This is a genomic window from Microbacterium sp. GW821-FHT01D02, assembly GCF_059422585.1.
In genome coordinates, this window is the sequence record NZ_JBWKXB010000002.1 from 893650 (window position 1) to 919345 (window position 25696).

Annotated in this window: 28 protein-coding genes; 14 read left to right on the forward strand and 14 right to left on the reverse strand. The window is 71.1% G+C overall.

Translation table 11 applies throughout. The features are described 5' to 3' along the window. Positions 1 to 30: 30 nt before the first annotated feature. The 5 genes from AC07VM_RS13040 to AC07VM_RS13060 form a co-directional block, all read right to left on the reverse strand. Positions 31 to 1056 (reverse strand): iron-siderophore ABC transporter substrate-binding protein, encoded by a 1026-nt coding sequence (locus tag AC07VM_RS13040; protein ID WP_494911598.1) that lies wholly within the window; start codon positions 1054 to 1056, stop codon positions 31 to 33. 245 nt (positions 1057 to 1301) lie between these two features. Next, positions 1302 to 1505: a cold-shock protein gene (locus AC07VM_RS13045; RefSeq protein WP_017831237.1), complete on the reverse strand. Its 204-nt coding sequence runs from the start codon at positions 1503 to 1505 to the stop codon at positions 1302 to 1304. A gap of 74 nt (positions 1506 to 1579) precedes the next feature. Then, entirely contained in the window at positions 1580 to 4468 is a 2889-nt protein-coding gene (locus AC07VM_RS13050) for a helix-turn-helix transcriptional regulator (RefSeq protein ID WP_494911601.1), read from the reverse strand. A gap of 56 nt (positions 4469 to 4524) precedes the next feature. Then, on the reverse strand, positions 4525 to 4761 hold the full coding sequence (locus tag AC07VM_RS13055) for a hypothetical protein (RefSeq protein WP_267416961.1): 237 nt from the start codon (positions 4759 to 4761) through the stop codon (positions 4525 to 4527). A 94-nt stretch (positions 4762 to 4855) separates the two neighbouring features. Further along, positions 4856 to 5914: a hypothetical protein gene (locus AC07VM_RS13060; protein ID WP_494911604.1), complete on the reverse strand. Its 1059-nt coding sequence runs from the start codon at positions 5912 to 5914 to the stop codon at positions 4856 to 4858. Between the two features lie 115 nt (positions 5915 to 6029). On the opposite strand from AC07VM_RS13060, the gene AC07VM_RS13065 reads away from it, so the two are divergent. Continuing rightward, entirely contained in the window at positions 6030 to 7067 is a 1038-nt protein-coding gene (locus tag AC07VM_RS13065; RefSeq protein ID WP_267416959.1) for an FUSC family protein, read from the forward strand. A gap of 29 nt (positions 7068 to 7096) precedes the next feature. Beyond that, a complete protein-coding gene (locus tag AC07VM_RS13070) occupies positions 7097 to 7765 on the forward strand; it encodes a DNA alkylation repair protein (protein ID WP_494911606.1) in 669 nt (222 codons plus the stop codon). 22 nt (positions 7766 to 7787) lie between these two features. Here AC07VM_RS13070 and AC07VM_RS13075 read toward each other — a convergent pair whose 3' ends face one another. Continuing rightward, entirely contained in the window at positions 7788 to 8573 is a 786-nt protein-coding gene (locus AC07VM_RS13075; protein ID WP_494911607.1) for an SDR family oxidoreductase, read from the reverse strand. 94 nt (positions 8574 to 8667) lie between these two features. Here AC07VM_RS13075 and AC07VM_RS13080 point away from each other — a divergent pair, with 94 nt between their 5' ends. From AC07VM_RS13080 to AC07VM_RS13110, 7 genes are all read left to right on the forward strand, one after another. Beyond that, entirely contained in the window at positions 8668 to 8928 is a 261-nt protein-coding gene (locus AC07VM_RS13080; protein ID WP_494911609.1) for a sigma factor, read from the forward strand. A 61-nt stretch (positions 8929 to 8989) separates the two neighbouring features. After that, positions 8990 to 9523 (forward strand): sigma factor-like helix-turn-helix DNA-binding protein, encoded by a 534-nt coding sequence (locus AC07VM_RS13085; protein ID WP_494911610.1) that lies wholly within the window; start codon positions 8990 to 8992, stop codon positions 9521 to 9523. Positions 9524 to 9664: 141 nt separating this feature from the next. Continuing rightward, entirely contained in the window at positions 9665 to 10036 is a 372-nt protein-coding gene (locus tag AC07VM_RS13090; protein WP_267416944.1) for a roadblock/LC7 domain-containing protein, read from the forward strand. Next, positions 10033 to 10683, forward strand: a complete 651-nt coding sequence (locus AC07VM_RS13095) for a GTP-binding protein (protein ID WP_494911611.1) — start codon at positions 10033 to 10035, stop codon at positions 10681 to 10683. The genes AC07VM_RS13090 and AC07VM_RS13095 overlap by 4 nt, the downstream gene beginning before the upstream one ends. Next, positions 10680 to 11198, forward strand: coding sequence for a roadblock/LC7 domain-containing protein (locus tag AC07VM_RS13100; protein ID WP_494911612.1), 519 nt, complete (start codon positions 10680 to 10682; stop codon positions 11196 to 11198). Before AC07VM_RS13095 ends, AC07VM_RS13100 begins: the two co-directional genes overlap by 4 nt. Before the next feature lie 41 nt (positions 11199 to 11239). Next, on the forward strand, positions 11240 to 11950 hold the full coding sequence (gene deoD, locus AC07VM_RS13105; protein ID WP_267416941.1) for a purine-nucleoside phosphorylase: 711 nt from the start codon (positions 11240 to 11242) through the stop codon (positions 11948 to 11950). 48 nt (positions 11951 to 11998) lie between these two features. Continuing rightward, entirely contained in the window at positions 11999 to 14533 is a 2535-nt protein-coding gene (locus AC07VM_RS13110; protein ID WP_494911613.1) for a DEAD/DEAH box helicase, read from the forward strand. A 21-nt stretch (positions 14534 to 14554) separates the two neighbouring features. Here AC07VM_RS13110 and AC07VM_RS13115 read toward each other — a convergent pair whose 3' ends face one another. From AC07VM_RS13115 to AC07VM_RS13140, 6 genes are read right to left on the reverse strand one after another with little or no spacing between them, the layout of a single operon-like run. Then, positions 14555 to 14695, reverse strand: coding sequence for a hypothetical protein (locus tag AC07VM_RS13115; protein ID WP_494911615.1), 141 nt, complete (start codon positions 14693 to 14695; stop codon positions 14555 to 14557). A gap of 22 nt (positions 14696 to 14717) precedes the next feature. Then, a complete protein-coding gene (locus AC07VM_RS13120) occupies positions 14718 to 15107 on the reverse strand; it encodes a VOC family protein (RefSeq protein WP_494911616.1) in 390 nt (129 codons plus the stop codon). A gap of 40 nt (positions 15108 to 15147) precedes the next feature. Continuing rightward, a complete protein-coding gene (locus AC07VM_RS13125; protein ID WP_494911618.1) occupies positions 15148 to 16209 on the reverse strand; it encodes an acyltransferase family protein in 1062 nt (353 codons plus the stop codon). After that, positions 16206 to 17156 (reverse strand): D-alanine--D-alanine ligase family protein, encoded by a 951-nt coding sequence (locus AC07VM_RS13130; protein ID WP_267416937.1) that lies wholly within the window; start codon positions 17154 to 17156, stop codon positions 16206 to 16208. Before AC07VM_RS13130 ends, AC07VM_RS13125 begins: the two co-directional genes overlap by 4 nt. Beyond that, positions 17153 to 18277: an alanine racemase gene (gene alr / locus AC07VM_RS13135; protein WP_494911620.1), complete on the reverse strand. Its 1125-nt coding sequence runs from the start codon at positions 18275 to 18277 to the stop codon at positions 17153 to 17155. The genes AC07VM_RS13130 and alr overlap by 4 nt, the downstream gene beginning before the upstream one ends. Further along, positions 18274 to 18942, reverse strand: coding sequence for a M15 family metallopeptidase (locus AC07VM_RS13140; RefSeq protein WP_494911622.1), 669 nt, complete (start codon positions 18940 to 18942; stop codon positions 18274 to 18276). The genes alr and AC07VM_RS13140 overlap by 4 nt, the downstream gene beginning before the upstream one ends. An 87-nt stretch (positions 18943 to 19029) precedes the next feature. On the opposite strand from AC07VM_RS13140, the gene AC07VM_RS13145 reads away from it, so the two are divergent. Continuing rightward, complete coding sequence (locus AC07VM_RS13145; protein WP_267416934.1) at positions 19030 to 19701, forward strand: response regulator transcription factor; 672 nt, start codon at positions 19030 to 19032, stop codon at positions 19699 to 19701. 13 nt (positions 19702 to 19714) lie between these two features. Further along, positions 19715 to 20794 carry a sensor histidine kinase gene (locus AC07VM_RS13150; RefSeq protein WP_494911623.1) on the forward strand — a complete coding sequence of 360 codons (1080 nt, stop codon included), beginning with the start codon at positions 19715 to 19717 and terminating at the stop codon, positions 20792 to 20794. Between the two features lie 26 nt (positions 20795 to 20820). On the opposite strand, the gene AC07VM_RS13155 is transcribed toward AC07VM_RS13150, so the two are convergent. Beyond that, positions 20821 to 21477 carry an FMN-dependent NADH-azoreductase gene (locus AC07VM_RS13155; protein ID WP_494911624.1) on the reverse strand — a complete coding sequence of 219 codons (657 nt, stop codon included), beginning with the start codon at positions 21475 to 21477 and terminating at the stop codon, positions 20821 to 20823. A 77-nt stretch (positions 21478 to 21554) separates the two neighbouring features. Here AC07VM_RS13155 and AC07VM_RS13160 point away from each other — a divergent pair, with 77 nt between their 5' ends. The 3 genes from AC07VM_RS13160 to AC07VM_RS13170 all read left to right on the forward strand — a co-directional run bounded on the left by AC07VM_RS13160 (position 21555) and on the right by AC07VM_RS13170 (position 24128). Further along, complete coding sequence (locus tag AC07VM_RS13160; protein WP_494911626.1) at positions 21555 to 21893, forward strand: winged helix-turn-helix transcriptional regulator; 339 nt, start codon at positions 21555 to 21557, stop codon at positions 21891 to 21893. 145 nt (positions 21894 to 22038) lie between these two features. Then, complete coding sequence (locus AC07VM_RS13165) at positions 22039 to 22602, forward strand: hypothetical protein (RefSeq protein WP_494911627.1); 564 nt, start codon at positions 22039 to 22041, stop codon at positions 22600 to 22602. Further along, the gene (locus AC07VM_RS13170; RefSeq protein WP_494911628.1) at positions 22599 to 24128 is read left to right on the forward strand and encodes a polysaccharide deacetylase family protein; all 1530 of its coding nucleotides are present in this window, start codon (positions 22599 to 22601) and stop codon (positions 24126 to 24128) included. The genes AC07VM_RS13165 and AC07VM_RS13170 overlap by 4 nt, the downstream gene beginning before the upstream one ends. Positions 24129 to 24138: 10 nt before the next feature. Here AC07VM_RS13170 and AC07VM_RS13175 read toward each other — a convergent pair whose 3' ends face one another. Continuing rightward, a complete protein-coding gene (locus AC07VM_RS13175) occupies positions 24139 to 25656 on the reverse strand; it encodes an SDR family NAD(P)-dependent oxidoreductase (protein ID WP_267416928.1) in 1518 nt (505 codons plus the stop codon). Between the last annotated feature and the right edge of the window lie 40 nt (positions 25657 to 25696).

Below are 25696 nucleotides of genomic sequence, written 5' to 3' on the forward strand. Positions count from 1 at the left end.
GTCATCCACTCCGCTGCTGCGGACGGGGGATCACTTCTCGAGCGGTGCAGCCAGGATCGCGAAGTAGTCGTCGAGACCCCACGGCACCGACAGCGGCGACGGGTTCGCGGAGGCCGCGATCGGCGTGGCATCCGGGAGGACCGCGATGCGGCCCTCGGCGATGGCCGGGATCTTCGACAGCAGCGGGTCGGCCTGCAGCAGCGGGATGATCGACTCGTCGCCGTAGGTGATGAACAGGTCGACGTCGTCGAACTTCTGCGCCTCTTCCGAGCTGACCGTCAGGTAGAACTCGTCACTGTCCTTGTTCTCCTCGACGATCGAGGGGAACGGCAGGCCGAGGTCGTGCAGGTAGCCCGGGCGGGTGTCGATCGCCGTGTAGTAGCCGATCTGGCTCAGGTCGGTCGGATCGATGTACGAGAACAGGACCTTCTTGTCCTTCAGCACGCTGTGGGCCTCGAGCGCCTTCTCGGCGTCGGCGTGCAGCTGATCGATCAGCGCCTCGCCCTCCTTCTCGAGGCCGAGGGCCCGGGAGTCCATCTCGATCATGTCGTCCAGCGAGGTCCCCCACTTGACCTCGGGGAACGCCACGACCGGCGCGATCTTGGAGAGCGTGTCGTACTCCTCCTGGGAGAGGCCGGAGTACGCGGCGAGGATCACGTCCGGCTGGGTGTCGGCGACGGCCTCGTAGTCGATGCCGTCGGTCTCGTCGAACAGCACCGGGGTCTCGGCGCCCAGCTCGTCGAGCTTGTCCTCGACCCAGGGCAGCACGCCGTTGCCGTCGTCGTCTCCCCAGGCGGCCTTGCTCATGCCGACCGGGACGATGCCGAGGGCCAGCGGCACCTCGTGGTTCGCCCAGGCGACGGTCGCGATCCTCTCGGGCTTCTCGGTGATGGTGGTCTCGCCGTAGATGTGCTCGACGGTGACGGGGAAGGCATCGTCGGACGCGGGGTTGCCGCCGGTGGACGCGGTCGACTCCGGGGCGGAGGACGCGCAGGCGGAGAGGCCGACGGCGAGCGCGGCGGCCGCGCCGATGGCGAGGATTCGAGAGGTGCGCACAGGCGTTCCCTTCGTTCGGGGGAGGAGGTTCGGGCGAGAAGAGCGTCCAGCCTTTGGTAAGCCTGGCCTAATCTAACACGGAGGTTAGGGCAACCTCACTCCCGATCTCCTGCCTTCGAACCGGTCGGATCGCCGCAGACAGCACCTGGACGGAGCCCCTCGCGGCGTTCGACGGCCATACGACCGCACGAAAAAACCGGTCGGATCCGTGAGGATCCGACCGGCTTCAGGAAGTCAGCGCGCGCTCAGAGAGCGCGGATGTTCGCCGCCTGCATGCCCTTGGGGCCACGCTCAGCGTCGAATTCGACCTTCTGGTTCTCGCGGAGCTCCTTGAAACCGGAGCCGGCGATAGCCGAGTAGTGGGCGAAGAGGTCGTCCGAGCCGTCATCGGGAGCGATGAAGCCGAAGCCCTTTTCCGCGTTGAACCATTTCACAGTGCCAGTGGCCATGTGTTTCTACTTTCTGTTGACTTAGCCGTTTACACGGCCTACGCCGAATCGGAACATCCGACACGCGCGCTCTGTCACGGTACCACGGCAGGCTGACGGCCAGCACGGAACGTCGGATTCTTCTGCAGAACCGCCGCCTCGGTGCGCGTGCTCACCCCGAGTTTCCGCAGGACGGCCGACACGTGGACGCTCACGGTCTTCACGCTGATGAACAGCCGCTCCCCGATCTGCCGGTTGCTCAGCCCCTCGGCGATGAGTTCGAGCACCTGGCGCTCCCGTGCCGTGAGCGGGTCGGTGCCGGAGGGGTCTCCGCCCGATGAGCGGGCTCCGAGACCGGCGTCCGTGGCGAACCGCGCGACCGCGCTCTGCAGCTGTGCGTTGCCGAGGACCTCGGCCGCGTCGGCCGCCTCGGCGAGCAGGGCCGACGCCGCGGCGCGATCTCCCTGTTGCACCAGCAGCCGCGCCCGCTCGAGGCGCAGGACGACCCGGAAGGTCACCGGCACGTCGTCGCCGTCCGCGCAGCGCATCGCCCGGTCGATCGCCTCGGGGCGCGGGTCGAGCAGGGCGTCGATGATCGTCGACCACGCATCGTCCTGCAGCTGCGCGGGCTGCGCGCGCCAGGCGGCGCGCAGCGCGTCGGAGTCCGTCGCCACCTCGGCCCCGTCGGCACGCAGCTCGGCGATGATCGCCCCGCCCTCCAGCAGCAGTCGACGCTGATGGAGCAGGGCCGGCTGCCCGTCCTGCAGCATCTCGAGGATCGAGTCGAGCGCGCCGCGGAGGTCGCCCTCGCTCTCGGCCACCGCGACCGTCATCATCACCCGGTCGTACCAGATCTGCCGTTCGGAGACGCCGGTCTCCTGGAACGCGGGCAGCCAGTCGCGCAGCAGATCCGCCGCCTCCGCAGAGCGGCCGCGCCAGGCCAGCACGCGCACGCGGGTCATGCTCATGTACATCCGGAACACCCGGAGCGTCCCCTGCACGAAATCGCGCGACAGCATCTCCTCGACCCGCGCGATCTCGCCGAGTTCGAGGAGGGGCACGACCATGTTCTGCGCCATGATCGACCCCGAGGTGCGTTCGACGCGCAGCTCGCGAGCCCGACGCAGCCCTTCCTCGGCGACCTCGACGGCCTCGCGGTAGCGGCCGAGCAGCGTGAGCAGGTCGGAGTAGTTCACGCGGTAGCGCATCTCGGCGTTCGACCCGGTCGCGAGCTCGCGCGCCCGCTCGTACTCGCGCACGCCCTCCTCGACCCGGCCGAGGTGCGCCAGAGAGCCGCCGCGGACGTTCGCCGCGATCGAGAGCTGATCCGTGGACGACGCCCCCGCGGCACCGCGTTCGGCCTCGTCGGCGAGGCGGATCGCCTCCTCCCGGTCTCCCGCGATCATGCGGCGGCTCGCGAGCTGGTTCAGCAGCTCGGCGCGGAACACCTCGTCGCCGACACGCTCCTCGGCGATGGCCAGCGCCTGCTGCAGCAGCGGTATCGCCCCCAGCCGCCCGAGGTTGACGAGGTACAGCGCCTTGTTGCGCAGGAGCCGGGCGTGCAGTCGCGGATCGACGGTCTCCGGGTCGACCTCGGCGAGCGCGACGTTCGCCACGGCGAGCGCACGCTCACCGTCGCCCGCGTTGCGCAGGATCGAGCCGAGCACGAGGAGCAGATCGAGGCGCTCGACGCCCGCCGCCTCCGCGGCGTCGGGCACCTGCGGCCACAGTTCCAGCACCAGCTCCCCGAAGCGCGCCGCGCTGGCGAACGCGTATCTGGCCTTCGCGTGGCGCATCGCATCGGCGGCGGCGATGAGGGCCTTCCGATCGTCTTGCGCGAGCTGCCAGTGGTAGGCGAGTGCGGCGGCATCGCCGCTGTCCGGTCCGGCGCACTGCGCCTCGAGCGTCTCGGCGTAGGAGCGATGCAGGCGCGCCCGTTCGCCGGGGAGCAGATCGTCGTGCACGGCTTCGCGCAGGAGGGCGTGCCGGAAGCGGTAGTCGTCGTCGACCACGACGAGGATGCCGCTGCGGGTCGCCTCGCGGATCGCCTCGTCGAGGCGCTGCTCCGGCAGGTCGGTGAGGCGCGTGATCAGCGGATGCGACAGCGGGCGCTCCGCACCGGAGACGACCTGCACGACGTGCTGCGCGTCGTCGCCGAGCCGGTCGAAGCGGGCCAGCAGCAGGTCGCGGAGCCCGCCGGGGAGCGGCCCGTTCGCGCAGCCCGCGATCTCCTCGACGAAGAAGGGGACGCCTTCGGCTCGCACCTGCATACGGTCGAGGGCCGTCTCCGAGAGCGGATGCCCGGTGATCTGCTCGGCCAGCTCGCGCACGGCGTCTTCGTCGAGGCGGGCGAGCGTGAGGCGCTCGAGCAGGCGGGCCCGCGTGGCCTCGCCGATGAAGCGGCTCACGGCATCGCCGCGGCGCACGTCGTCGGTGCGACAGGTGATGAGGAGCAGCACGCGGCCGCGCCCGAGGGCACGGAGGAGGAAGGAGAGGATCGCGAGCGTCGACTCGTCGGCCCAGTGCAGGTCTTCGACCACGAGCACCTGCGGGGCGCGTTCGGCGGCCGCCTCGATCAGGGACGCGATGGCATCGCGGAGACGCTCGGGGCTGGTGCGCTCGCGATCGGTCGGGGCGTCGACGAGTTCGGGGAGCAGCATGCCGAGCGCCTCGGCCCCGACCCCGACCGACTCGCGCACCCGATCGACGCCCATGTGCGTGACGATCGAGCGGAGGATGCCGGTGAGCGGACCGTACGGCGTGCGCGAAGCCCCGAGGTCGAGGCACCAGCCCGTGTGCACGTCGGCGGTCTGCGCGATCTCGGCGGCGAACTCCCGCACCAGGCGCGACTTGCCGATACCGGCCTCGCCCTCGACGAGCAGCGCCGCGGGGACGCCGTCGCGGACCCCGGCGAACAGTCGGCGCACCTCGACGAGCTCGGCCTCGCGACCGACCATCGCGGCGCTCGGAGCGGATGGGGGCATGGATTCATCGTCCCACTCCCGACCGACATTCGGGGCGGTCCCCGCGGGGGCGTCGCTCACCGTGCGGGAGCCGCGATCGGCTCGCATCCGGAGCTCTCGCGGCCGGACGCCGCGCCGCGCGTCCGACCCGATCCGCGGAGGACCCGGCGCAGCATCCGCCGCACCGCTCCCTCGGAACGCGGCACGATCCGATCGGCGTGCTCGGCGAGGAAGCGGCGCCGCTCGGCGGCGCGCTCGATCTGCTGCTGCTCGTGGGCGGCGATCTGCTGGGTGAAGTACGGGTGCTCGAACATGGGGTTCTCCTCGACGGTTCGCTGTATCCCTACAGTCCGCTCTGAGGCCCCCGGACGACATCGGACGGATGCCCTATCTTTCGGGCCGAGGCGACTAGGGATGCCGCGGGGAGCGCCGCAGGGTCCGACGAGCCGACGGGCGGGACTGCTCCGGCGCGAGGATCGCGAGCACGCGGACCAGGGTGGCCATCCACAGCAGCCCGAGTCCGACGATGATCGCCTCCAGCGCCGTCGCCGGGTAGAGGCCGAACGGCAGCCACAGCACGATGGCCACGACCACGAGCAGGCCGACGCCGACCGAGGTGATCAGCAGCGCCCGCGGAGCACCCGGGATCGCCGCCACGGTCGCTCCCGCAGCGGCGACGAACAGCACGAGGGTCGCGAACGCCGCGATGTCGTGCGGGAGCGGCACGCGATGCAGCGGCAGCAGGCCGACGGCCGCGAGCGCGAGGCCCGTGGCCGCCCACAGCGCGACGACGACGGCGATGCGTCCGAGAGCGGAGTCGCCGCGCATCCGGTGCAGGTCCCGGCCGATGTAGGAGCCGACCGTCGCCACGAGCAGCCCGGCCACGACGAGCGTGCCGTTGAAGGCCCATCCGGAGCCGAGCTGCGAGAAGTTGGCCTCCCACCAGCGCGGGTCGGCCGCGGTGACCATGGCGAACAGCGTGCCGATCACGAGGAATCCGAACAGGAGCGCGGCGAGGTCGGCCGTGCGCAGCCCGATGCCGGCGCCGAACGCGAACCGCCCGCCGACGGCAGAGGCGACCCCGGTGAGCAGCCCGCCCCCGATCGCCGCGAGCCGCAGCCCCTGGAGCCCCACGGCGAGGATCTCGGAGGCGAGGAGGACGCCCATCACGGTGACGGCTCCGAAGGCGACGGTCAGCGCGAACGCCGAGAGGTCGGACACCACCGCCTGCCAGCGCGGCATCGGCGCCGTCTCGCCGCGGCGGTGCAGGAGCGTGCTCGTGAGGAAGGCGCCGGCCGCGATCACTCCCGCGACCACCGCCGCCGGCATCGCGAGCGAGCCGTCGCCGGTGAGCGGTCGCGGGTCACCGCCCAGGAGGAGCACACCGGCGACCGTGCCGACCACGAGGCAGATCACGGTCGCCCAGACCGCCCTCGTCTCGTCGCGCAGCATCGCGTCCCGCTCCATGTGCTCATGCAAGCACGCACCCCGGACGCGCGGGAACCCCCTGGCGCGCTCGGGGCCGTCCGGCGCACGGACACCGGTCCGCGGCGACGCCATCCGCACGACTAGCGTTGACCCCATGCGCATCCCCGCCGCGATCCGCGCCACCAAGCGCTCCCCGCTGCTGCAGGTCGTGAAGTCGGCCGCGGCGACGATCGCCGCGTGGCTGATCGCCGGATGGGTGTTCCCCGCCCAGCTGCCCGTCTTCGCCGCGATCGCCGCGCTCCTGGTCGTGCAGCCCAGCGTCAACCAGTCGCTGTCGAAGGCTCTCGAGCGCAGCATCGGGGTGATCGCCGGCGTCGTGATCGCCGTCGCCCTGGGGCTGCTGCTGGGCTCCCCGAGCTGGATCGTGCTGCTGGCGATCGTGGTCGCGATGCTCGTCGCCTGGATCTTCCGCGCCTCGCCCGGGACCGGCAACCAGGTCGCGATCTCCGCGATGCTCGTGCTGGCCCTGGGTTCCTCCAGCCCCGAGTACGCGTTCGCGCGCATCGTCGAGACGCTGATCGGCGTCGTGATCGGCATCGTCGTGAACGCGCTCATCGTGCCACCGGTGCTGGTCGAGCCGGCCCGGCGGGATGTGGGCCTGCTCGGGCGCGAGCTCGCGGCGAGCCTCGAACGACTCGCCGCCGCGCTCCCCGAACCGCAGACGCCGGCCGCGCTGCAGGAGCTGATGCTCGAGGTGCGGCTGCTGCGTCCGATGAAGGATGCCGCGGACGCCGCCATCGCCGCCGGGGAGGAGTCGCTGACCCTGAACCCGCGGCGCTCGACCCATCGTGAGGATCTGCGCGAGATGCGGGAGCTGCTCGAACGGCTCTCCCCCATCGTGACGCAGACGATCGGCATGACCCGCGCCTACTTCGACCACTACGACGACACCCTCGGGGAGGAACCGGCGGTCACCGCGATCGCCGAGCAGCTGCGCCGAGCCGGTCACGATGTGCGGCTGGCCGTGCAGGAGGCGGCCGCATCGCCGGAACCCGACACCCTGACCTCGGCGATCCCCGCCCTCACGGCGCCGCTCGTCATCCGCCCGCCGTCGTCGCAGCACTGGATCCTGATCGGCTCGCTCATGGAGGACCTCCGTCGCATCCGCGGCGAACTGCTCGACGAGGAGTGATGGCCGTCCTTCCGGCCTACGCTGGAGGCATGTCCGACATGACCGTCCCGGAGGCGCTGGGCGAGCTCGCGGCGCTCGAAGACCCGAAGATGCGCGCCGCCAACGAGAAGCGCGGCGACGACCACGGCATCAACCTCAGCCGGATGCGTGCGCTCGCCAAGCGGATCAAGACCGACCAGCCCCTCGCACAGGAGCTGTGGGCGACCGGCGAGACCTCCGCGCGACTGCTCGCGCTGCTGATCTGCCGTCCGCGGGACTTCACCGCCGACGAGCTCGACGCCATGCTGCGCGAGACGCGCCCGCCGAAGGTGAACGACTGGTTCGTCAACTACGTCGCCAAGAAGACCCCGCTCGGCGAAGAGCTGCGGGTGCGCTGGTTCGACGACGCCGACCCGACCGTGGCGGCGGCCGCCTGGTCGCTCACGACGGTGCGGGTGATGAAGGATCCCGAGGGTTTGGACCTGCGACACCTGCTCGATCTGATCGAGCGGGACATGAAGGATGCACCGTCGCGCCTGCAGTGGGCCATGAACGAGACCCTCGCCAACATCGGCATCTATCATCCCGAGTACCGCACGAGGGCGCTGGAGATCGGCGAACGGCTGCAGGTGCTCGCCGACTATCCGACGGCGCCCGGATGCACCTCGCCCTTCGCCCCGCTCTGGATCGGTGAGATCGTGCGGCGACGCGAGGGCTGAGCCGCTCGTGCCGGCGCGCGGATCAGCCGGCCGCGACGGAGGACGCCGCCGGAGACGTGCGCGCGGCCGCAAGGTATTCCGCCCAGGTCGATCCCACGCGTACGGCCGCATCACCGGCGAGGTTGTCGCCCGCACGATAGGCGCGGCCGACCGCGCCGGGGACGCGGATCGGCAGCTGCCGACGCTTCCGGACGCGCGCCGCATCGAAGGCCCTCACCATGTCGCCGATCTCCTGCACCTCGGGACCGGCGAGGTCCGACACCCGGCCCGACGGCGCACCCAGCGTCAGCTGCGCCAGACGCGCGGCGACGGCCTCCGCGCCGACCGTCTCGAATCGCAGGCCGCGCGGGGCGATGCGCATCGCCGACAGCGCTTTCACCATCGGTGCCGCGAAGTCATGCAGCTGCGCGACCCGGAGAGTCGTCCACGGGATGCCGGACTCCTCGAGCACGCGCTCCGCGTCCGCCTTCATGCGGAAGTAGCCGATCGGCATGCGGTCCGCCCCGATGACCGAGATGAGGACGATGTGTCGCACACCCGCATCCCGTGCGGCGGCGACCAGATTCCGCGCCGCGACGTCGTCCCCCTTCGCTCCGCCGGCGAGGTGCAGCACGGTCTCGACGCCGGCCAACGCGCTCGCCAACCCGATCGCCCCCACCGTGTCGCCCGTGACGTACTCGACGCCCGGTGCCGGGACCCGAGGATGCCGGCTCAGGATGCGGACCTCCTCACCTGCTGCTCGGAGGAGCGGAACGGTGTGGCGACCGATGTTGCCGGTGCCGCCCGTGACGAGAATGGGAGTGCTCATGATGGGTCTGCCTTTCGTGGTGTCGCGGCGGCCTGTCACATATCGGCCGCCATGTCCGTCGAGATCATGACGAGCGACGATGAGGAGATGTGACATGAACGACGACGTACTGGCGCAGCGGTTCGAACAGGCCCGCCCACGACTGCACGCGATCGCGGTGAGGATGCTCGGTTCGAACGCCGAGGCCGACGACGCGGTGCAGGAGACGTGGTTGCGACTGGCGCGCGCCGATGCCGCCGGGATCGAGAATCTCGACGCCTGGTGCACGACGGTCGTCTCCCGGATCAGCCTCGACATCCCTCCGGGCACCCCGCTCCCTGCGCGAACGCTCCTGGAACATCGAACCCTGGCGTGACGAGCCGATCGACCCGGCGCCCGACCTCGCCGACCTCGTCGACCGGTCGGATCGGGTCAACGTGGCGCTGCTCGTCGTGCTGGACACCCTGTCCCCGACCGAGCGGATCGCGTTCGTGCTGCACGACGTCTTCGGGCAGCCGTTCGACGAGGTCGCCGATGCCCTCGGCAAGTCGTCCGACGCCGCCCGACAGCTGGCCTCGCGCGCACGCCGCCGACTGCGTCACGCCGCCGTGCCCGACAGTGCCGACCGTCGCCGTGGACGCGCTCTTGTCGACGCCTGGCTCGACGCCGCGCAGGAGGGGGATCTCACCACGCTCCTCGGGCTGCTGCACGAGGATGCGACCCTGCACGCGGACTACGGCGCGAGCACCCAGACACTCACCGGCGCCGCGGAGATCGGCGCCCAGGCGGTGCTCGCCGCGCGGCTCGCAGCGCACTCGACGCCCGTGCTCATCGACGGACGGCCCGGTGTCGCCGCGATGTTCGGGGGCAGACTCGTCTCGCTCATGTCGTTCGAGATCGAGGACGGGCGGATCCTCTCTCTCCACGTCCTCGCCGACCCGACACGGATGGCTGAGATCTCGATCTCCTGAGGCGCGTGCGCCGCGGCGTGTCCGGATCCTGACTCGCGTCCCGAGTCGGTAACGTTATACACTTTATGTGTTGCCGATGCACCGGGGGTGACCGCAAGGGGCGGTCTCTGGCATCCGCACTCGAAACTGGGGGACACCACCATGGCCACGCAAGACGAACTGAACGCTCTCATCGCCGACATCGCGCACGACATCAACGGGTTCATCGGCGCGTCCGTCGTCGATCTCGAATCCGGGCTGCCGCTCGCGTCGAGCTCGACGCGACCGAACTTCGACCTCGACGTCGCGAGCGCCTACAACAGCGAGATCGTGAAGAACAAGAAGCGGACGATCGAGGCGCTCGGTCTCGAGGCGAGTCTCGAGGACATGCTTCTCACGCTCGACACGCAGCTGCACCTGCTCAAGATGGTGACCGACGAGATGTTCCTCTACCTGGCGGCCGACCGTCAGGCGACGAACCTCGCTCTTCTCCGGTCCGCCGTGAACCGCCATGTGGCGGCCTTGAACGCTTGACGGACGAGGCCCTCACGAGTGTCGGCCTCGGGGGCCGCTCGTGGGCGCACGCCGCCTCGCCGGAGAGCACGATGCGGCGTGCGCGCTGGCGACGCGTGAACCTGCCGAACCGCTACCGTCTCGTCTTCGCGGGGCCCGTCGGCGCAGGGAAGACCACCGCGGTCCGCGCACTGAGCGACGTCCCGCCGGTCGACACCGACGTCCCGATCTCGGCCGGCTCCGCGGAGTACGGCGACGGAGAGAAGACGACCACCACGGTCGGACTCGACTACGGCGCGTGGAAGCCCACGCCCGAGATCTCGGTGGCGCTCATCGGCGTGCCGGGGCAGGACCGCTTCGCGCACGCGCGGCGAACCCTGTCCTCGTCCGACACGCGCATCCTGCTCTGGCTGCGCGCCGACCGCGAGAACCTCGTCGCCGACGCCGGCGACTGGATCCCGCGGTTCGCGGAAGACGGCCACCGTCTCGTGATCGCCGTCAGCCACTGCGCCGAGGACGACCTCGACGCCGTGCGGCGATCTCTTGCCTGCCTGCTGGATCGGTACGGCATCCCCTCCACCCGCGTTCTCACCGCCGACGCCCGCGACCGCGCCTGCGTGATGCGCGTCGCCTGCGTGGCCCTTGACCTTCCGGAGGAAGAGTCGTGACAGCACCCATCCGACCCGATGCATCGGGTATCTCGAAGGACTCCACGCCCGGAACCGACCCGGCACTCATGCATCCCGACCTCGCAGCCGACTGGACGGTCTGGTCGGGTGTGGTCGGGCAGGCCGCGGCGACGCGACTGCGCCATCTCGAGGAGCGGTTCCCCGAGATGACCGCGGCCGTGCTGTCGACCGCGGACGGGCTCCAGATCGCCTCGGTCGGCGTCGTGCGCGAGACCGGCGACCGTCTGGCGGCGATGAACGGCTCGCTGTTCGGGGTCGCCAGAGCCGAGGCAGAGATCATCCCCGGCGGCGGGGCGCCGAGCCTGTCCGCCGTCGTCTCGGTGTCGATCGCCGAGAGCCAGACGTCACTGCTCAGCTTCATCCTCGCCCCCTACGGCCAGCTGCTCCTGTCGGTGTCGGCCACCGGGGTGCAGATCGGCACCGTGATCGTGCAGGCGCGCTCCGCCGCGTACGAGCTCATCACCGCATTGGGGCTCACCGGGACTCCGGGATGAGCCCTCGGGCGGCGCATGACCAGGCTGGCTACGCTGAGGCCATGAGCACGCACATCGCCGCAGAGCCCGGCCAGATCGCCCCCATCGTCCTGTTCCCCGGCGACCCGCTGCGGGCGAAGTGGATCGCCGAGACCTTCCTCGACGAGGCGGAGCTGTACTCCGAGACGCGCGGCATGCTGGGCTTCACCGGCACCTGGGAGGGGCACCGCGTCTCGGTGCAGGGCTCGGGCATGGGCCAGCCGTCGATGGCGATCTACGCGAACGAGCTGTTCGACTCCTACGACGTGCAGACGATCGTCCGGGTGGGCTCGTGCGGAGCCCTGACCGAGCGGGTCAAGATCCGCGACATCATCATCGCGAACGGCGCGAGCACCGACTCCGGGATCAACCGGGTGCGCTTCCACGGACTCGACTACGCGCCCGTAGCGGACTTCTCGCTGCTGCGCGCCGCGGTCGAGGCGAGCGAGGCCGAGCCCCTGGAGTCGGCCGTGCATGTGGGGCAGCTGTTCTCGAGCGACCAGTTCTACAGCACCCGCCCCGAGCTCACGGAGCCGTTCGTGCAGCACGGCATCCTCGGTGTCGAGATGGAGGCCGCCGGGCTCTACACGCTCGCGGCGTACTACGGTCGACGCGCCCTCGCGATCTGCACGGTCAGCGACCACATCGTGACGGGCGAGGAGACCACGGCCCAGGAGCGCGAGCAGACCTTCGGCGACATGATCCGCATCGCCCTGCGCGCTGCGACCGCCTGAACGGGGGCGCAGGTCGGCGCCGCCCCCGGATGGGATGATCGAGGGATCATGACTTCCACTCCGCGGCTCGACCCCGCCCTCGTTCCGGACGCCGCGGATCCGGATGCCGTCTACCTCGCGTTCGTCGAATGGGCGGAGTCCACCGGCATCAGCCTGTACCCCGCGCAGGACGAGGCGGTCATCGAGATCGTCTCCGGCAACAACCTGATCCTCTCGACGCCCACCGGCACCGGGAAGTCGCTCGTCGCGATCGGCGCGCACTTCAGCGCCCTCGTCGCCGGACGCCGGAGTTACTACACCGCTCCGATCAAGGCCCTCGTCAGCGAGAAGTTCTTCGCACTGGTCGACGTGTTGGGCGCCGAGAACGTCGGCATGGTCACCGGAGACTCCTCGGTCAACGCCGACGCCCCGATCATCTGCTGCACCGCCGAGATCCTCGCGAACCTCTCGCTGCGGCAGGGCACCGACGCCGACGTGGGCCAGGTCGTGATGGACGAGTTCCATTTCTACGCGGACCCCGACCGCGGATGGGCGTGGCAGGTGCCGCTGCTGGAGCTGCCGCAGGCGCAGTTCATCCTGATGTCGGCGACCCTGGGTGACGTCACCGAGCTGGCCGCCGACCTCACCCGCCGCACGAGCCGCGAGACGGCGACCGTCACCGGCGTCGAGCGCCCCGTCCCCCTGCACTTCTTCTACGAGACGACGCCGATCCACGAGACGATCGACGACCTGCTGAACACCGGCCAGGCGCCGATCTACGTCGTGCACTTCTCGCAGGCCGCCGCGATGGAGAGGGCACAGGCGCTCTCCAGCACCAAGGTCGCCACCCGCGAGCAGCGCGACGAGATCGCGGCACTGATCGCCGAGTTCCGGTTCACCACCGCGTTCGGCAAGACGCTCTCGCGCTTCCTGCGCGCGGGGATCGGCGTGCACCACGCCGGGATGCTGCCGAAGTACCGTCGCCTGGTCGAACAGCTCGCCCAGCGCGGACTCCTGCGCGTCATCTGCGGCACCGACACCCTCGGCGTCGGCATCAACGTGCCGATCCGCACCGTGCTCCTGACCGCGCTCACCAAGTTCGACGGCACCCGCATGCGGCAGCTGAACGCCCGCGAGTTCCATCAGATCGCCGGTCGCGCCGGCCGCGCCGGCTACGACACCGCGGGCACGGTCGTCGCGCAGGCGCCGGAGCACGAGAGCGAGAACGTCGCGGCGGTCAAGAAGGCCGGCGACGACCCGAAGAAGAAGCGCAAGATCGTGCGCAAGAAGGCACCGGACGGCTTCGTGTCGTGGGGCGAACCGTCGTTCCGCAAACTCATCGATGCGGTGCCGGAGACCCTGACCTCGCACATGCAGATCACGAGCGCCATGATGCTCAACGTGATCGCCCGCGGCGGCGACGTCTTCGCCAATATGCGCTCACTGGTATATGACAATCACGAACCGCGGAAGCGACAGCGTGAACTGGCTCTGCGCGCCATCGGCATCTACCGCACGCTCCGCGAATCCGGGATCGTCGAGAAGAGGCCCGAGGGCGATATCCGCCTCACGGTCGACCTGCAGCCGAACTTCGCCCTCAACCAGCCGCTGTCACCGTTCGCCCTCGCCGCGTTCGAGTTGCTCGACCCGGATCCGGCCGCCGGCACCGGCACCGGCTCCTACGCCCTGGACATGATCTCCATCGTGGAGTCGACCCTCGACGACCCGCGCGCCGTGCTCAGCCAGCAGGAGTTCCTCGCCCGCGGCGAAGCGGTCGCCGCGATGAAGTCGGAGGGCATCGAGTACGACGAGCGGATGGAGCTGCTCGAGCAGATCACCTATCCGAAGCCCCTCGACGAGCTGCTGAGCGCCGCGTTCGAGACGTTCAGCGCCGCGCAGCCGTGGATCCGCGACTTCGAGCTGCATCCGAAGTCCGTCGTGCGCGACATGTACGAGCGGGCCATGTCGTTCGGGGAATACGTCGCGTACTACAAGATCGCCCGCTCCGAGGGCGTGGTGCTGCGCTACCTCTCAGACGCCTATCGGGCGGCGTCGCAGACCATCCCGGAGGAGCTCAAGGACGAGGATCTGCGCGACCTCATCGAGTGGCTCGGCGAACTCGTCCGCCAGGTCGACTCCAGCCTGCTCGACGAGTGGGAGGAGCTGGTCGCGGGAACCGACAACGGCCGCTTCGACCCGCACGCCCCCGACGAGCCGATCGTGCCCCCCGCCCCCAAGCGGCTCACGAGCAACATCCGCGCCTTCCGCATCCTGGTGCGCAACGAGCTGTTCCGTCGCGTGCAGCTCGCCGCGCGGGAAGACGTCGCCGCTCTCGCCGAGCTCGATCCGGGCTTCGGGGCGGATGCCTGGTCGGACGCGCTCGACGGGTACTTCGCGGAGCACGACGACATCCTCACCGGTGCGGACGCCCGCAGCTCGAAGCTGCTGATCCTCACCGAGGGCACCACCGCGTGGACCGCCCGGCAGATCTTCGACGATCCCGCCGGAGACCACGACTGGGGCATCTCCGCGACGATCGACCTCGCCGCCTCCGACGAGGCCGGCCAGGCCGTCGTCACCGTGACCGGAGTGGATCGGCTGTAGCGCTCCGACTCCGCTCGGATCCTAGGCGCTGCGGGACAACTCGTCGGCGAAGGCCCGGGTGATCACGTCTTCATCGGGAAGCGCTTTTTGCGCGTCATCTGTCAGTTCGTAACGGCTGACGGCGACCGGCTGGGTCGTAGACGCGAGCGCGTACCCCTTCATCGACGGAAACTCACGCCCCGCGTCAGGCCTGCATCACAGCGAGCACGTTCCCCGCGGGGTCGCGGAACCAGGCGATGTCCGGGCCCCGGCCGTTGCCGCGGACGATGCCGCGCGCATCGGAGGGGAACTCGTCGTCGCTGTAGATCTTGGTCTGCACGCCGCGCTCGATGAGCTCGTCCACCGCGGCGTCGACATCCGCCACCGGGAAGTTCAGGATGGTGAAGCTCGCGGGCGTGTGGTTCGGCTTCGGGTACACGAGGATCGATCCGCCGCGGGGCAGCCGCAGGTCGAGGAACCCCATCGCGTTGACTCCGACGTCGAGCCCGAGGGTCGTGCCGTAGAACTCTTTCGCCGCGTCGATGTCGTCGACGCTGAATCCGCTGAATGCGTTGTCCGCTGTGAAGGCCGCCATGGTTCCAGCATCCGCCGCGTCGGGCCGATTGTCGAGGCCTTCACGCGCGAGGCTCGGCCGTGCGGCGATGGCCCCGCCCCAGACGGTCCGTGACCCGCAGCGGGTCGAACAGGGCCCCGAGGCCGCAGCGCACCAGCAGCGCGTGCACGGCCAGGCAGGTCGCGATGACGACCGCGGTCAGCACCACGGGGCCGATGCCCTCCAGGACCGGCGTCGGCCGCCATCCGACGGCCTCCAGCCCCGCGCCGACGAACGCCAGCGGCATCATGTGCAGCACGTAGATCGGCAGGGTCCGCCGGCCGATCCAGCGCAGGGGTCGCGCGACGACCCCCGCGTGCCGGTCGAGGAGCACGCTCAGCGCCACCCCGAACGCCACGGCGACGAGCGCCAGCGCCGGCCACACCCCCGGCAGGAGGCGGATGCCGAGCGCCGCCACGGCCGCGAGCGCCCCGACGTAGACGGCCGCGAGCGCGAGTGCCCCGCCGATGCCCACGCTCCTCGTGAACCGCTCGATCACGGCACGCAGTCGGAGCCCGACGAGGAAGAAGAACAGGTTCTGCACCAGCTGCCACAGATTGCCGAGATCCGGGATCACCCCGGCCCCGGCGACCGCCGCGATGACGAACGCGACCGCCAGCACCGCCACGGTCGGGAGCCCCCGGGTGAGCCGCCCGATCGCGAGGTACGCCGCGAGCGCGAGCAGATACCAGAGGTTCGTCGGACTGATCGTGAGCTGCGCGAGCAGCTCCCACCCGTCGGTCGCCCTGGCGGTGTCGAAGTCCGGCGTCATCGCCAGGACGAACGTCTGGATCAGCACCCACACGATGTACAGCAGCGCGAGCCGTCCCGCCCGCCGCCGCCAGGAAGTCGCGTCCCGGCCGAGCACCGCCCGCGCCGCGAACATCCCGGACACCAGGAAGAACAGCGGGATCCGCAGCGGCAGCAGCTGGGCGTTCAGCATCGCCCAGGCGTCGGTCACCGGCCCTGCACCCGGGATGTGGATCGCGACCTTCGTGACCACATGCCACAGCACCACGAGGATGATGCAGATGCCCTTCGCGACGTCGGGCCACCCGACGCGCGACGATTCCGCGCCGGTCACGACGCCGCGCGCACGAGCCGCGACACGAGGTCGACGTACGTCACGCCCGCAGCCGCGAACATCCGCGGCACCTGCGACGCGGCCGTCAGCCCCGGCATCGTGTTGACCTCGTTCAGCACCGGACCGCGGTCCGTGAGGAAGAAGTCCATCCGTGCGACCCCGTCGCAGCCGAGGGCGTCGAACACGGCGATCGCGGCTCGTTTGAGGGACGAGACCTCCGCCGCATCGAGCTCGGCCGGGACCGTGAACCGTGCACTGCCGTCGTACTTCGTGGCCGTGTCGAACAAGCCGGTCGCGTGGATCTCCAGCGGCGGGGCCGCCCATCGGATGCCGCCCTTCTCGCGCAGCACCGCCACGTCGATCTCCCGCCCCCGCACGACCTCCTCGACCAGGATGCGGCGGTCGAAGCGCGCCGCCTCCCGCAGCGCCGCGAGCAGCTCGCCCTCCTCGCTCACGAGACTCACCCCGTGGCTCGATCCGGCCGAGACCGGCTTCACCACCACCGCGCCGTCGAACTCCACATCCCCGATGTCGTCCGCGGCGACCAGACGCCCCCGGGCGGTGCCGAGACCGACGGCGTCCGCCACGAGCTTGGTCGTCCACTTGTCCATGCCGATGGCCCCGGCGCGCAGCCCCGAGCCCACCACGCGCACCCCGGCGAGCGCGCACAGCGCCGCGAGCGCGCCGTCCTCCCCGAGCGTGCCGTGCACGGCCGGGAAGACCACGTCGGTGCGGGTGAGCAGCGGCAGGGCGAGCGCCAGCGACTCGGCGGCCGATGCCCCGTTCGGGCGACCGTCGACACGCCAGATGCCGTCGCGGTCGATGGTCGCGGTCGTGACCTCGTGGTCCCCCATCCGGAGGGCTGCGGCGACGGCGGCCGCGGAGGCCAGCGACACCTCATGCTCGGCGTTCTGTCCGCCGCCGATGACCAGGACGTTCGTCGTCATGCCACACTCCTCTGCACGCGTGTTCCGATGCCGGTGACGATGGTGTGCGGGATGCTGTCCGCCCACCGGGCCCACTCCTGCACCGAGGGCACCGCGCCGCCCTCCGGCCCGAACACGGTCGCGATCGTGCCGCGGGGGAACCCCGCCTCCCCCGTGTCGACCACGATCTGGTCCATCGAGACCCTCCCCACGATCGGATGCCGCGTCCCCCCGATCTCGACTCCGGCTTCCGGTGCCAGCTCGCGCGGGATGCCGTCGGCGTACCCGACGCCGACGACGACGAGGCGCGTCTCCCGGTCGGTGACGTAGGCGCCGGCGTAACCCACCGCCGTCCGCGCGGGCACGAGCGCGCTGTGCACGACGGGCGCCGTCCACCGGGAGGCTCCGGTCAGCACGGTCCGCTCCGAGGGGTCGATGCCCACGAGTCCCGCGCCGATCCGCACCATGCCGAAGTGCGTCGCCGGGTCGGTCAGTGCGCCGGACGTGGCGGCGAGGTGCACGAGCACCGGACCGAGCCCTGCCCGCAGCACCGCGTCCCTCCCCTGCCGCATCCGCAGCACGGCGGCCGCGTTCGCCTCGGGGTCGCCCTCGTCCGCCCGGGGCAGATGCCCCATCACCCCCACCACCTCGACGCGGCCGCGACCCGCCCTCGCGACCGCGAACAGCTCGGGCCACTCGTCGAGCGGGCTCCCGCCCCGGGCCATGCCGGTGTCCAGATGCAGGTGCACGCGCACCGGATCCTCGGCATCCGCGACCAGCTGGCGCAGCTCCTCGGCCGAGCCGACCGCGATGTCGATGTCGTGCTCCGCCGCGGTCGCCGCGTCGACGCCCGCCGGGTTCAGCCACGAGAGGATCGGCACCGCGAGTCCGGCCTCGCGGAGCGCGGTGGCCTCAGCGACGTCGGTCACGCCGAGCCACTCGGCACCGGCGGCGACCGCGGCCCTGGCCACGGGGACGGCCCCGTGTCCGTAGCCGTCGGCCTTGACCACGGCCATGATGCGCGCGGAGGTCACCGTCCGCACGCGACGGACGTTCTCCGCCACGGCATCCGGGAGGGTGCACAGCGTCGGCGCGTGCAGGCGGGAGAGGGTCGCACGCTCGGGTGCGAGAAGAGCGGTCATCGCTGGGTCCTCGGGTCGGCGGTGGGGTCGGGGAGCATCTCGGGGCAGCCGTCGTCGACCGCCTCGGGCCGCAGCTCGTAGTGCCAGGACTCGTTGGCGTAGATCTGGCACAGGCCGTAGCGCCAGCCCCGCTGCGCCAGCCAGTCGAGCGCGGGGAACGGGCCGAGGTCGACCGCATCGCCCGTCACGTGCTCCGAGGTCTCCGGGGTGGCCACCCAGCGCCGGGCCTCCGCCTCCGATCCGTACTGGACGATCGCGTCCTGCAGCATCCGCTCCTGCAGCGCGGGCGTGCGCCATCCGCTGTTCACGCGGAACGTGATGCCGTCGTGCTCGGCATCGCCGGCTGCTCGCTGCAGCGCCGCGAGCAGTGCCGGGTCGAGGTTGCCGACGGCGACCCGGTCCACGTCGAAGACGGTGGGCTGGTCGCCGTCGCGGATCACGCCGTCGGCCTCGCTCGGGGCGGAGACCGGTCCCGTGATCTCGCCGGCCGCCGCCTGTCCGGACCCCGGCGACGGCAGGCCCCGAGGGACATCGGCGAAAGCCGCGGAGAGCGACTGCTGCACCGCGAAGACGACGATCACGGCCAGCGCGAGCGCGACGACCACGACGGTGAACCGGCGACGACGACGCTTCCGCGGCGGGAGGGGGATGGTGCTGGTGTTCATGCTCCCAGTGAAGAAGAGCGTCGGTTGCCGGGGCGTATGCGCTTTTCCATACGCTCCCGATATACCGCACTGCGTAGGATCGCAGCCATGCGTGTACTGATCGTCGAGGACGAGCCCTACCTCGCCGACGCAGTCAGGGACGGTCTGCGGCTGGAGGCGATCGCGGCCGATGTCGCCGGCGACGGCGACACCGCCCTCGAGCTGCTGAGCATCAACGCCTACGACATCGCCGTGCTCGACCGCGATGTCCCCGGCCCCTCCGGCGACGACATCGCCCGCTGGATCGTGGCCTCCGGCAGCGGCATCCCGATCCTGATGCTCACCGCGGCCGACCGCCTCGACGACAAGGCGTCGGGCTTCGAGATCGGCGCCGACGACTATCTGACGAAGCCGTTCGAGCTGCGGGAGCTGGTGCTGCGTCTGCGCGCGCTCGACCGTCGTCGACAGCGCAGCCGCCCGCCGGTCCTGGAGATGGCGGGCCTGCGGCTGGACCCGTTCCGCCGCGAGGTGTACCGCGACGACCGCTACGTCGCCCTCACCCGCAAGCAGTTCGCCGTGCTGGAGGTGCTGGTCGACGCGGAGGGCGGGGTGGTCAGCGCCGAGGAGCTGCTCGAGCGCGCCTGGGACGAGAACGCCGACCCGTTCACGAACGCGGTGCGCATCACGGTGTCATCGCTGCGCAAGCGCCTGGGCGAGCCGTGGCTGATCCTCACCGTCCCCGGCGTCGGCTATCGGATCGGGACGGATGCCGATGCGTAGGCGCCGCCGCGGGATGAGCGCCCGTCTCAAGCTGACGCTGAGCTACGCGGCGGTCGTCGTCGTGTCGGGAGGGCTGCTGCTCGCCGCGGTGGCCGCGTATCTGCTCCGATACGTGCCGGACGTGCAGATCCCCGTCACCGAGTTCTTCGTGCCGAACCGCAGTGACCTGATCCGGGCCTTCGTGCCGGTCGCCGCGATGGTCATGGTGGTCCTGCTCGCCCTCGGGCTCGGCGTCGGATGGCTGCTCGCCGGACGAATGCTGGCACCGCTGGAGCGCATCGGCGATGCCGCCCGGCTCGCGGCGCAGGGCTCCCTGTCGCACCGGGTCTCGCTGGAGGGGCCGCGTGACGAGTTCCGCGAGCTCGCCGACGTCTTCGACTCGATGCTCGAGCAGCTGGAGTCGCACGTGTCCGAGCAGCAGCGGTTCGCCGCGAACGCCTCGCATGAGCTGCGGACCCCGCTCGCGATCTCGCAGACCCTGCTCGAGGTCGCCCGCGACGATCCCGACCGCGACGTCGATGCCCTGATCTCCCGTCTGCGCGAGGTGAACACCCGGGCGATCGACCTGACCGAGGCGCTGCTGCTGCTGAGCCGTGCCGATCGCCGCACCTTCACGCGCGAGATCGTCGACCTCTCGCTCCTGGCGGAGGGGGCGGTGGAGAGCCTGCTCCCCCTCGCCGACCGTCGCGGCGTCGCCATGGAGGTGGGCGGTGCCCCGGCTCCCGTGCTCGGGTCCGCGGCGCTCCTGCCGCAGCTGGTCACGAACCTCGTGCTCAACGCGATCGTGCACAACCTGCCGTCCGGCGGTGCGGTGGCGGTGCGCACGTACGCGATGCCGCACGCGGTCGCGCTGGTCGTGGAGAACACCGGCGACGTGATCCCCTCCCACCGCGCCGCGATGCTCACCGAGCCGTTCCAGCGCGGGTCCGAGCGCACGCGGGACGACGACCATGCCGGGGTGGGTCTCGGCCTGGCCATCGCCGACCGCATCACGCAGGCGCACAACGGCACCCTGGTGCTCACCCCGCGCGCGGACGGCGGGCTGATCGTGACGGTGTGGCTGCCGCATCCGTACCCGCCCCCCTTGGGCTGACGCCGTCCGGGGGCGGATGCCGGGTCTCAGGCCACGCGGGGCTCGCGCGTCGCGGCGAGTTCGCGGCCGAAGGTGCGGGCGTCGGTCTCGGCGTTCTCCTTGAGCTCGCGCGCGGTGTCGGCGAACGCGTCGAGCGCGGGGTTCACGCCCACGAGCGTGAACGGACGCTGCACGACGCGGAGGTCGAGGCCCCACACATCCGCCAGCACGCGGCGCAGCCAGCCGGTGGAGTGGTCCCAGCCCTCCTTGGGCGAACCCGGCGCGTAGTTGCCGCCGAGCACGGTGACCAGGGTCGCGGGCTTGCCCTGCAGCGCGGTACCGGACGGGTCGATGCGCGAGTCGGTGTAGGCCAGGTCGAACCAGGTCTTGAAGTGCTGCGAGACGCCGTAGTTGTACAGCGGCACCGCGAACAGCAGCGCGTCGGCGCCGATCAGCTCGTCCGCGAACCGGGTCGCGAGCGCGCGGGCGTCGTTCTGCGCGGGGGTGCGCTGGGCCTCGTCGACGAAACCGCCGGTCACGGCATCCGCCCACGCGGTCGCGGGGACCGGGTCGCTCGCCAGGTCGCGGCGGGTGACGGTCGAGTCGGGGTGGGATGCGGTCCACTCGGCCTCGACGAGGTCCGCGAGCTCACGGCTGGCGGACGACGCGGGAAGGATGCTGGCATCCAGGCGGAACAGGGACATGGGCCTACCTCTCGTTTTCGTAGTCGCTAGGTTTTTCTTAGCGACATCGGTTAACGTAGCACGGGTAGGATGGGGTCATGGCCGAGGTCCACGAAGAGATCCAGATGTGCGACGCCGCCGTCACACTGGCCTTCAGCGTGCTCGGCAAACGGTGGAACGGCATGATCGTGTCCGCGCTCGGCAGCGGTCCCTCCACCTTCGTCGCGCTGCGCCGCGCGGTCGCCGGCATCAGCGACACCGTGCTCTCGGACCGTCTCGCGGAACTCGCCGACACCGGCCTGGTGGCTCGCACGGTCGACGCGGGTCCGCCGATCACGGTGTCGTACGCCCTCACCCCGAGCGGCCGCGGACTGCTGCCGATCCTCGATCAGCTCGGGCGATGGGCGTCCGCGAACCTGGAGCACCGCACCGTCTGACCGCGGCTCTCCTGCCCGGGGCGCTGTACCCGAGCGCGCTGTGTCCTCGGGGTGCGCGGCGCACTCCGGAGTAGGCTCGAAGCTGGTCGGGGGGCCGCTGTCTGCGAGGGATCGGCACCCTTCTCGCAGAAAGGCTCCGTACGACATGACCGGTTCCCTGCCGACCGACACGGTGTCCCCGCCGCGGCCGCATCCGCCACGACGGCGACTGCTTCCGGTCGTCGTGATCACCGTGCTGGTCACCCTCGGACTGCTCGCGGTGATGGTCGTGCCGGTGGTCGTCCGAGGCCTCACCCCCACGGTCTCCGCGGAGCAGCGCACGGTCCGCCTGACGAACGAGACCGCACAGGCCACGCTCCTGCTGCCGGGCGGCTGGTCGTGGCGCAGCCACTTCGGCGACGAGTCCCGCGGAGTGGCCGGCAGCCCCGATCGCCTCATGACCGTCGAGCTGTCCCTCGTCTCCGGCTCCGATGTGCCGGAGGCCCTCCTCCGCGTGGCCCCCGGCCCACTCGGACCCACCAGCGAGGAGACGCTGTCCCCGGGCACCGCCGGCGTCGGAACGGTCCTGCACGCCCGCGTGGTGGACCAGGAGACCGTCGTGGGCGCCATCGCCGAGGGCCCGGTCATCCTCACCTTCCGCGCCACCCCGTCGCCCGCCTACGATGCGGAACTCGCCGACCTCCTGGCCACGGTCGAGGTGACGCGATGAACGCACCGAAGTCGGCCCGCCTGTTCGCCGCGGTCCTCGGGGCGGCGCTCGTGCTCTCGGCATGCGCACCGGAACCGGTCAGCGGCTGGAAGCCGCGCCAGTGGTCCGTCAGCGGCACGATCGTGCCGGCTGCGGCCCCACCCGGACCGGAGCAGTCGCCGACCGTCGACATGCGACTGCGGAACGACGAGGTCGGCATCGACGCGCGCTGGGCCGCGCTGCCGGGGACCTCGCCGTTCAACACGGCGGTCGAAGCGGTCGTGCGCGAGGCCGTCACGACGCAGTCGCGCCTCAGCGGCCACACCTACCGCCCGACGGCGCACGAGACCGGTGCCGGCCTCGGCGACCGCGGATGCTCCCCGGGAGCGACGACCGCCCCCGCGGCCGACATCCTCGGCGACCGGACCGGGGCCGTCGTCGTCTGCGAGATCGTCCTGGCCCGCGGATCGCTGTTCGGCGAACGGCTGCGCATCGTCTCGGCGTCGACCGACGGGGCGGCGGATACCACGACCACGATCTATACGGATGTCGCCACGGGCGAGGTCGCGACGGAGGCCGAGCTCTTCACGGACGTGGCGTCGCTGTGGCCCGCCTACATCGACACCCTGCGTCGTGACGCCGGCAGCCTCAGCCTCGTTCCCGTCGACGTGCCCACCGACGCCCAGCTCGACGTCCTCCGCGAGGCCCTGCTGTCGAGCGACCTGAACGCCGGCGAACTGGTCATCCCCGTTCCGGCGGACCTGTCGGCCCCCGAGCTCGACGGCCTGGCCGGATGGCGGGAGCGGTCGCCCGAGCATCCGTCGGCCGTCGCGCTGAGCGCCGCCCGGGCCGCGGGCGCGCTCACTCCCTTCGCGCAGGCGATCACCCGCGCGGAGGGGGACTTCGTCGGCACGCCCTCCGCGGGAGCGGGCTTCGAGCGCATCCCGTGCGATCTGGTCCCGTGCATGGCGCTCACGCTCGACGACGGCCCCTCGACGCTGACCCCGCAGTTCCTCGACGTGCTGCGCGACGAGCAGTCGGCCGCGACGTTCTTCATGCTGGGCCAGAACGCCCAGCAGCACCCTGACACCGTCCGACGCGTCGCGGCAGAAGGACACCAGGTCGGCAACCACACGTGGAGCCATCCGTACCTGACCGATCTGACGGACGAGCAGATCGAAGACCAGCTCGGCCGCACGGCCGCACTGCTGCGCACGCTGTCCGGTCAGCCGGTGCGCACGTTCCGCCCGCCCGGCGGGTTCGTCGACGCCGACGTCATCGAGATCGCCGCCGAGCCGGCGATCCTGTGGAGCGTCGACACCCGCGACTGGGAGAAGCCCGCCGACGACGACCTGGCCCGCTACGCGATCGAGCGGCCCGCCGTGTCGACCATCATGCTCATGCACGACATCCAGGCCGGGTCGGCGCGCGTCTTCGACCGGGTCGTCGCCGGTCTCCGCGATCGCGGGTTCGCGCTCGTCACGGTCGACGCCCTCTTCGGAGGGAAGGTGCCGAGCGGCATCGTGCGGTACGGCCCGCTGGGCTGACCCGCGAGCGTCACCAGGGGCTGGGCTCGTAGTCCTTCAGGAAGACGCCGTGGATGTCCTCGCCGGCCTCGCCGCGCACGATCGGGTCGTACACGCGGGCGGCGCCGTCGACCAGGTCGAGCGGGGCGTGGAAGCCCTCCTCGGCGAGGCGCACCTTCGTGTAGTGCGGACGCTCGTCGGTGATCCAGCCGGTGTCGACGGCGGTCATGAGGATGCCGTCCTTCTCGAGCATCTCGCCCGCGCTGGTGCGGGTGAGCATGTTGAGCGCGGCCTTGGCCATGTTCGTGTGCGGATGCCCCGGACCCTTGTAGCGGCGGGAGAACTGCCCCTCCATGGCCGACACGTTCACCACGTACTTGCGGTGCGAGTCGGACGCCGCCATCGACGCGCGCAGGCGGCTGATCAGCAGGAAGGGCGCCGTGGTGTTCGCGAGCTGCACCTCGAGCATCTCCAGCGGGTCGACCTGCTCGATCGACTGCACCCAGCTGTTGACGCGGTTCACATCCGGCACGAGTCCGCCGGCGTCGATCGCGGTGCCGTCGGCGTGCTTCTCGAGCGACGACGACCCGGGGGCCATGGCGAGCCGCGCGAGGTCTTCGGCCGTGAGGGCCTGTCCGCCCTGCTCGGCGACCGTGCCGCCGAGGGCCGCGACCGACAGCAGCGGATGCGCGTCGACGGATGCCTGCAGCGCCTGCGGGTGCGGGTCGGCCGTGTGACCGAAGGTCTCCATCTCGGGCAGCGGTCCGTCGGGCAGCGGTTGCAGCTCGGCATCCGCCAGCAGCGAGTAAGCGCCGGGCGAGCGACGCACGGTCTGCGCGGCGTTGTTGATCAGGATGTCGAGAGGGCCCTGAGCCGCGACCGAGTCGGCGAGACCGATCACCTGGGCCGGATCGCGCAGGTCGATGCCGACGACACGCAGCCGGTGCAGCCAGTCGGCCGAGTCGGGCAGAGCCGAGAAGCGCCGCACGGCATCGCGCGGGAAGCGGGTCGTGATCGTGGTGTGGGCGCCGTCGCGCAGCAGCCGCAGCGCGATGTGCATGCCGATCTTGGCGCGGCCACCCGTGAGCAGGGCGCGCTTGCCCGTCAGGTCGGTGCGGGCGTTGCGCTTGCCGTGGCTGAAGCGCGCGCAGTCGGGGCACAGCTGGTGGTAGAACGCGTCGACCTGCGTGTACGGCTGCTTGCAGATGTAGCAGTTGCGGGGCTTGAGCAGCTCGCCCGCGATCGGGGCGTCCACCACGCTGGTGGCGAGGTCGTTGCCTCGAGTCTCGTCGTCGATGCGGTCGGGCGCCCCGGTGGCGGTGCGGGCGACCACGGCCTTGTCGGCCTCGGCGATCGCGTCGCGGATCTCCTTGCGACGCACGCGCTTGACGGCCTTGAACATCGCCGCGGTCGCATGGCGCACGGCGACGAAGTCCGGGTGCTCGTTGTCGATCTCATGCAGCTCGGCCAGCACGCGCAGCGTCGTGGCGAGATCGTCGGGGTCGATACCGGCACCCGGGTCGGTGGGTTCGAGGGGCGCGTCGGTCATTGTGCCGATTTTACGCGAGTGTCCTGGGCATCCGCCGTCA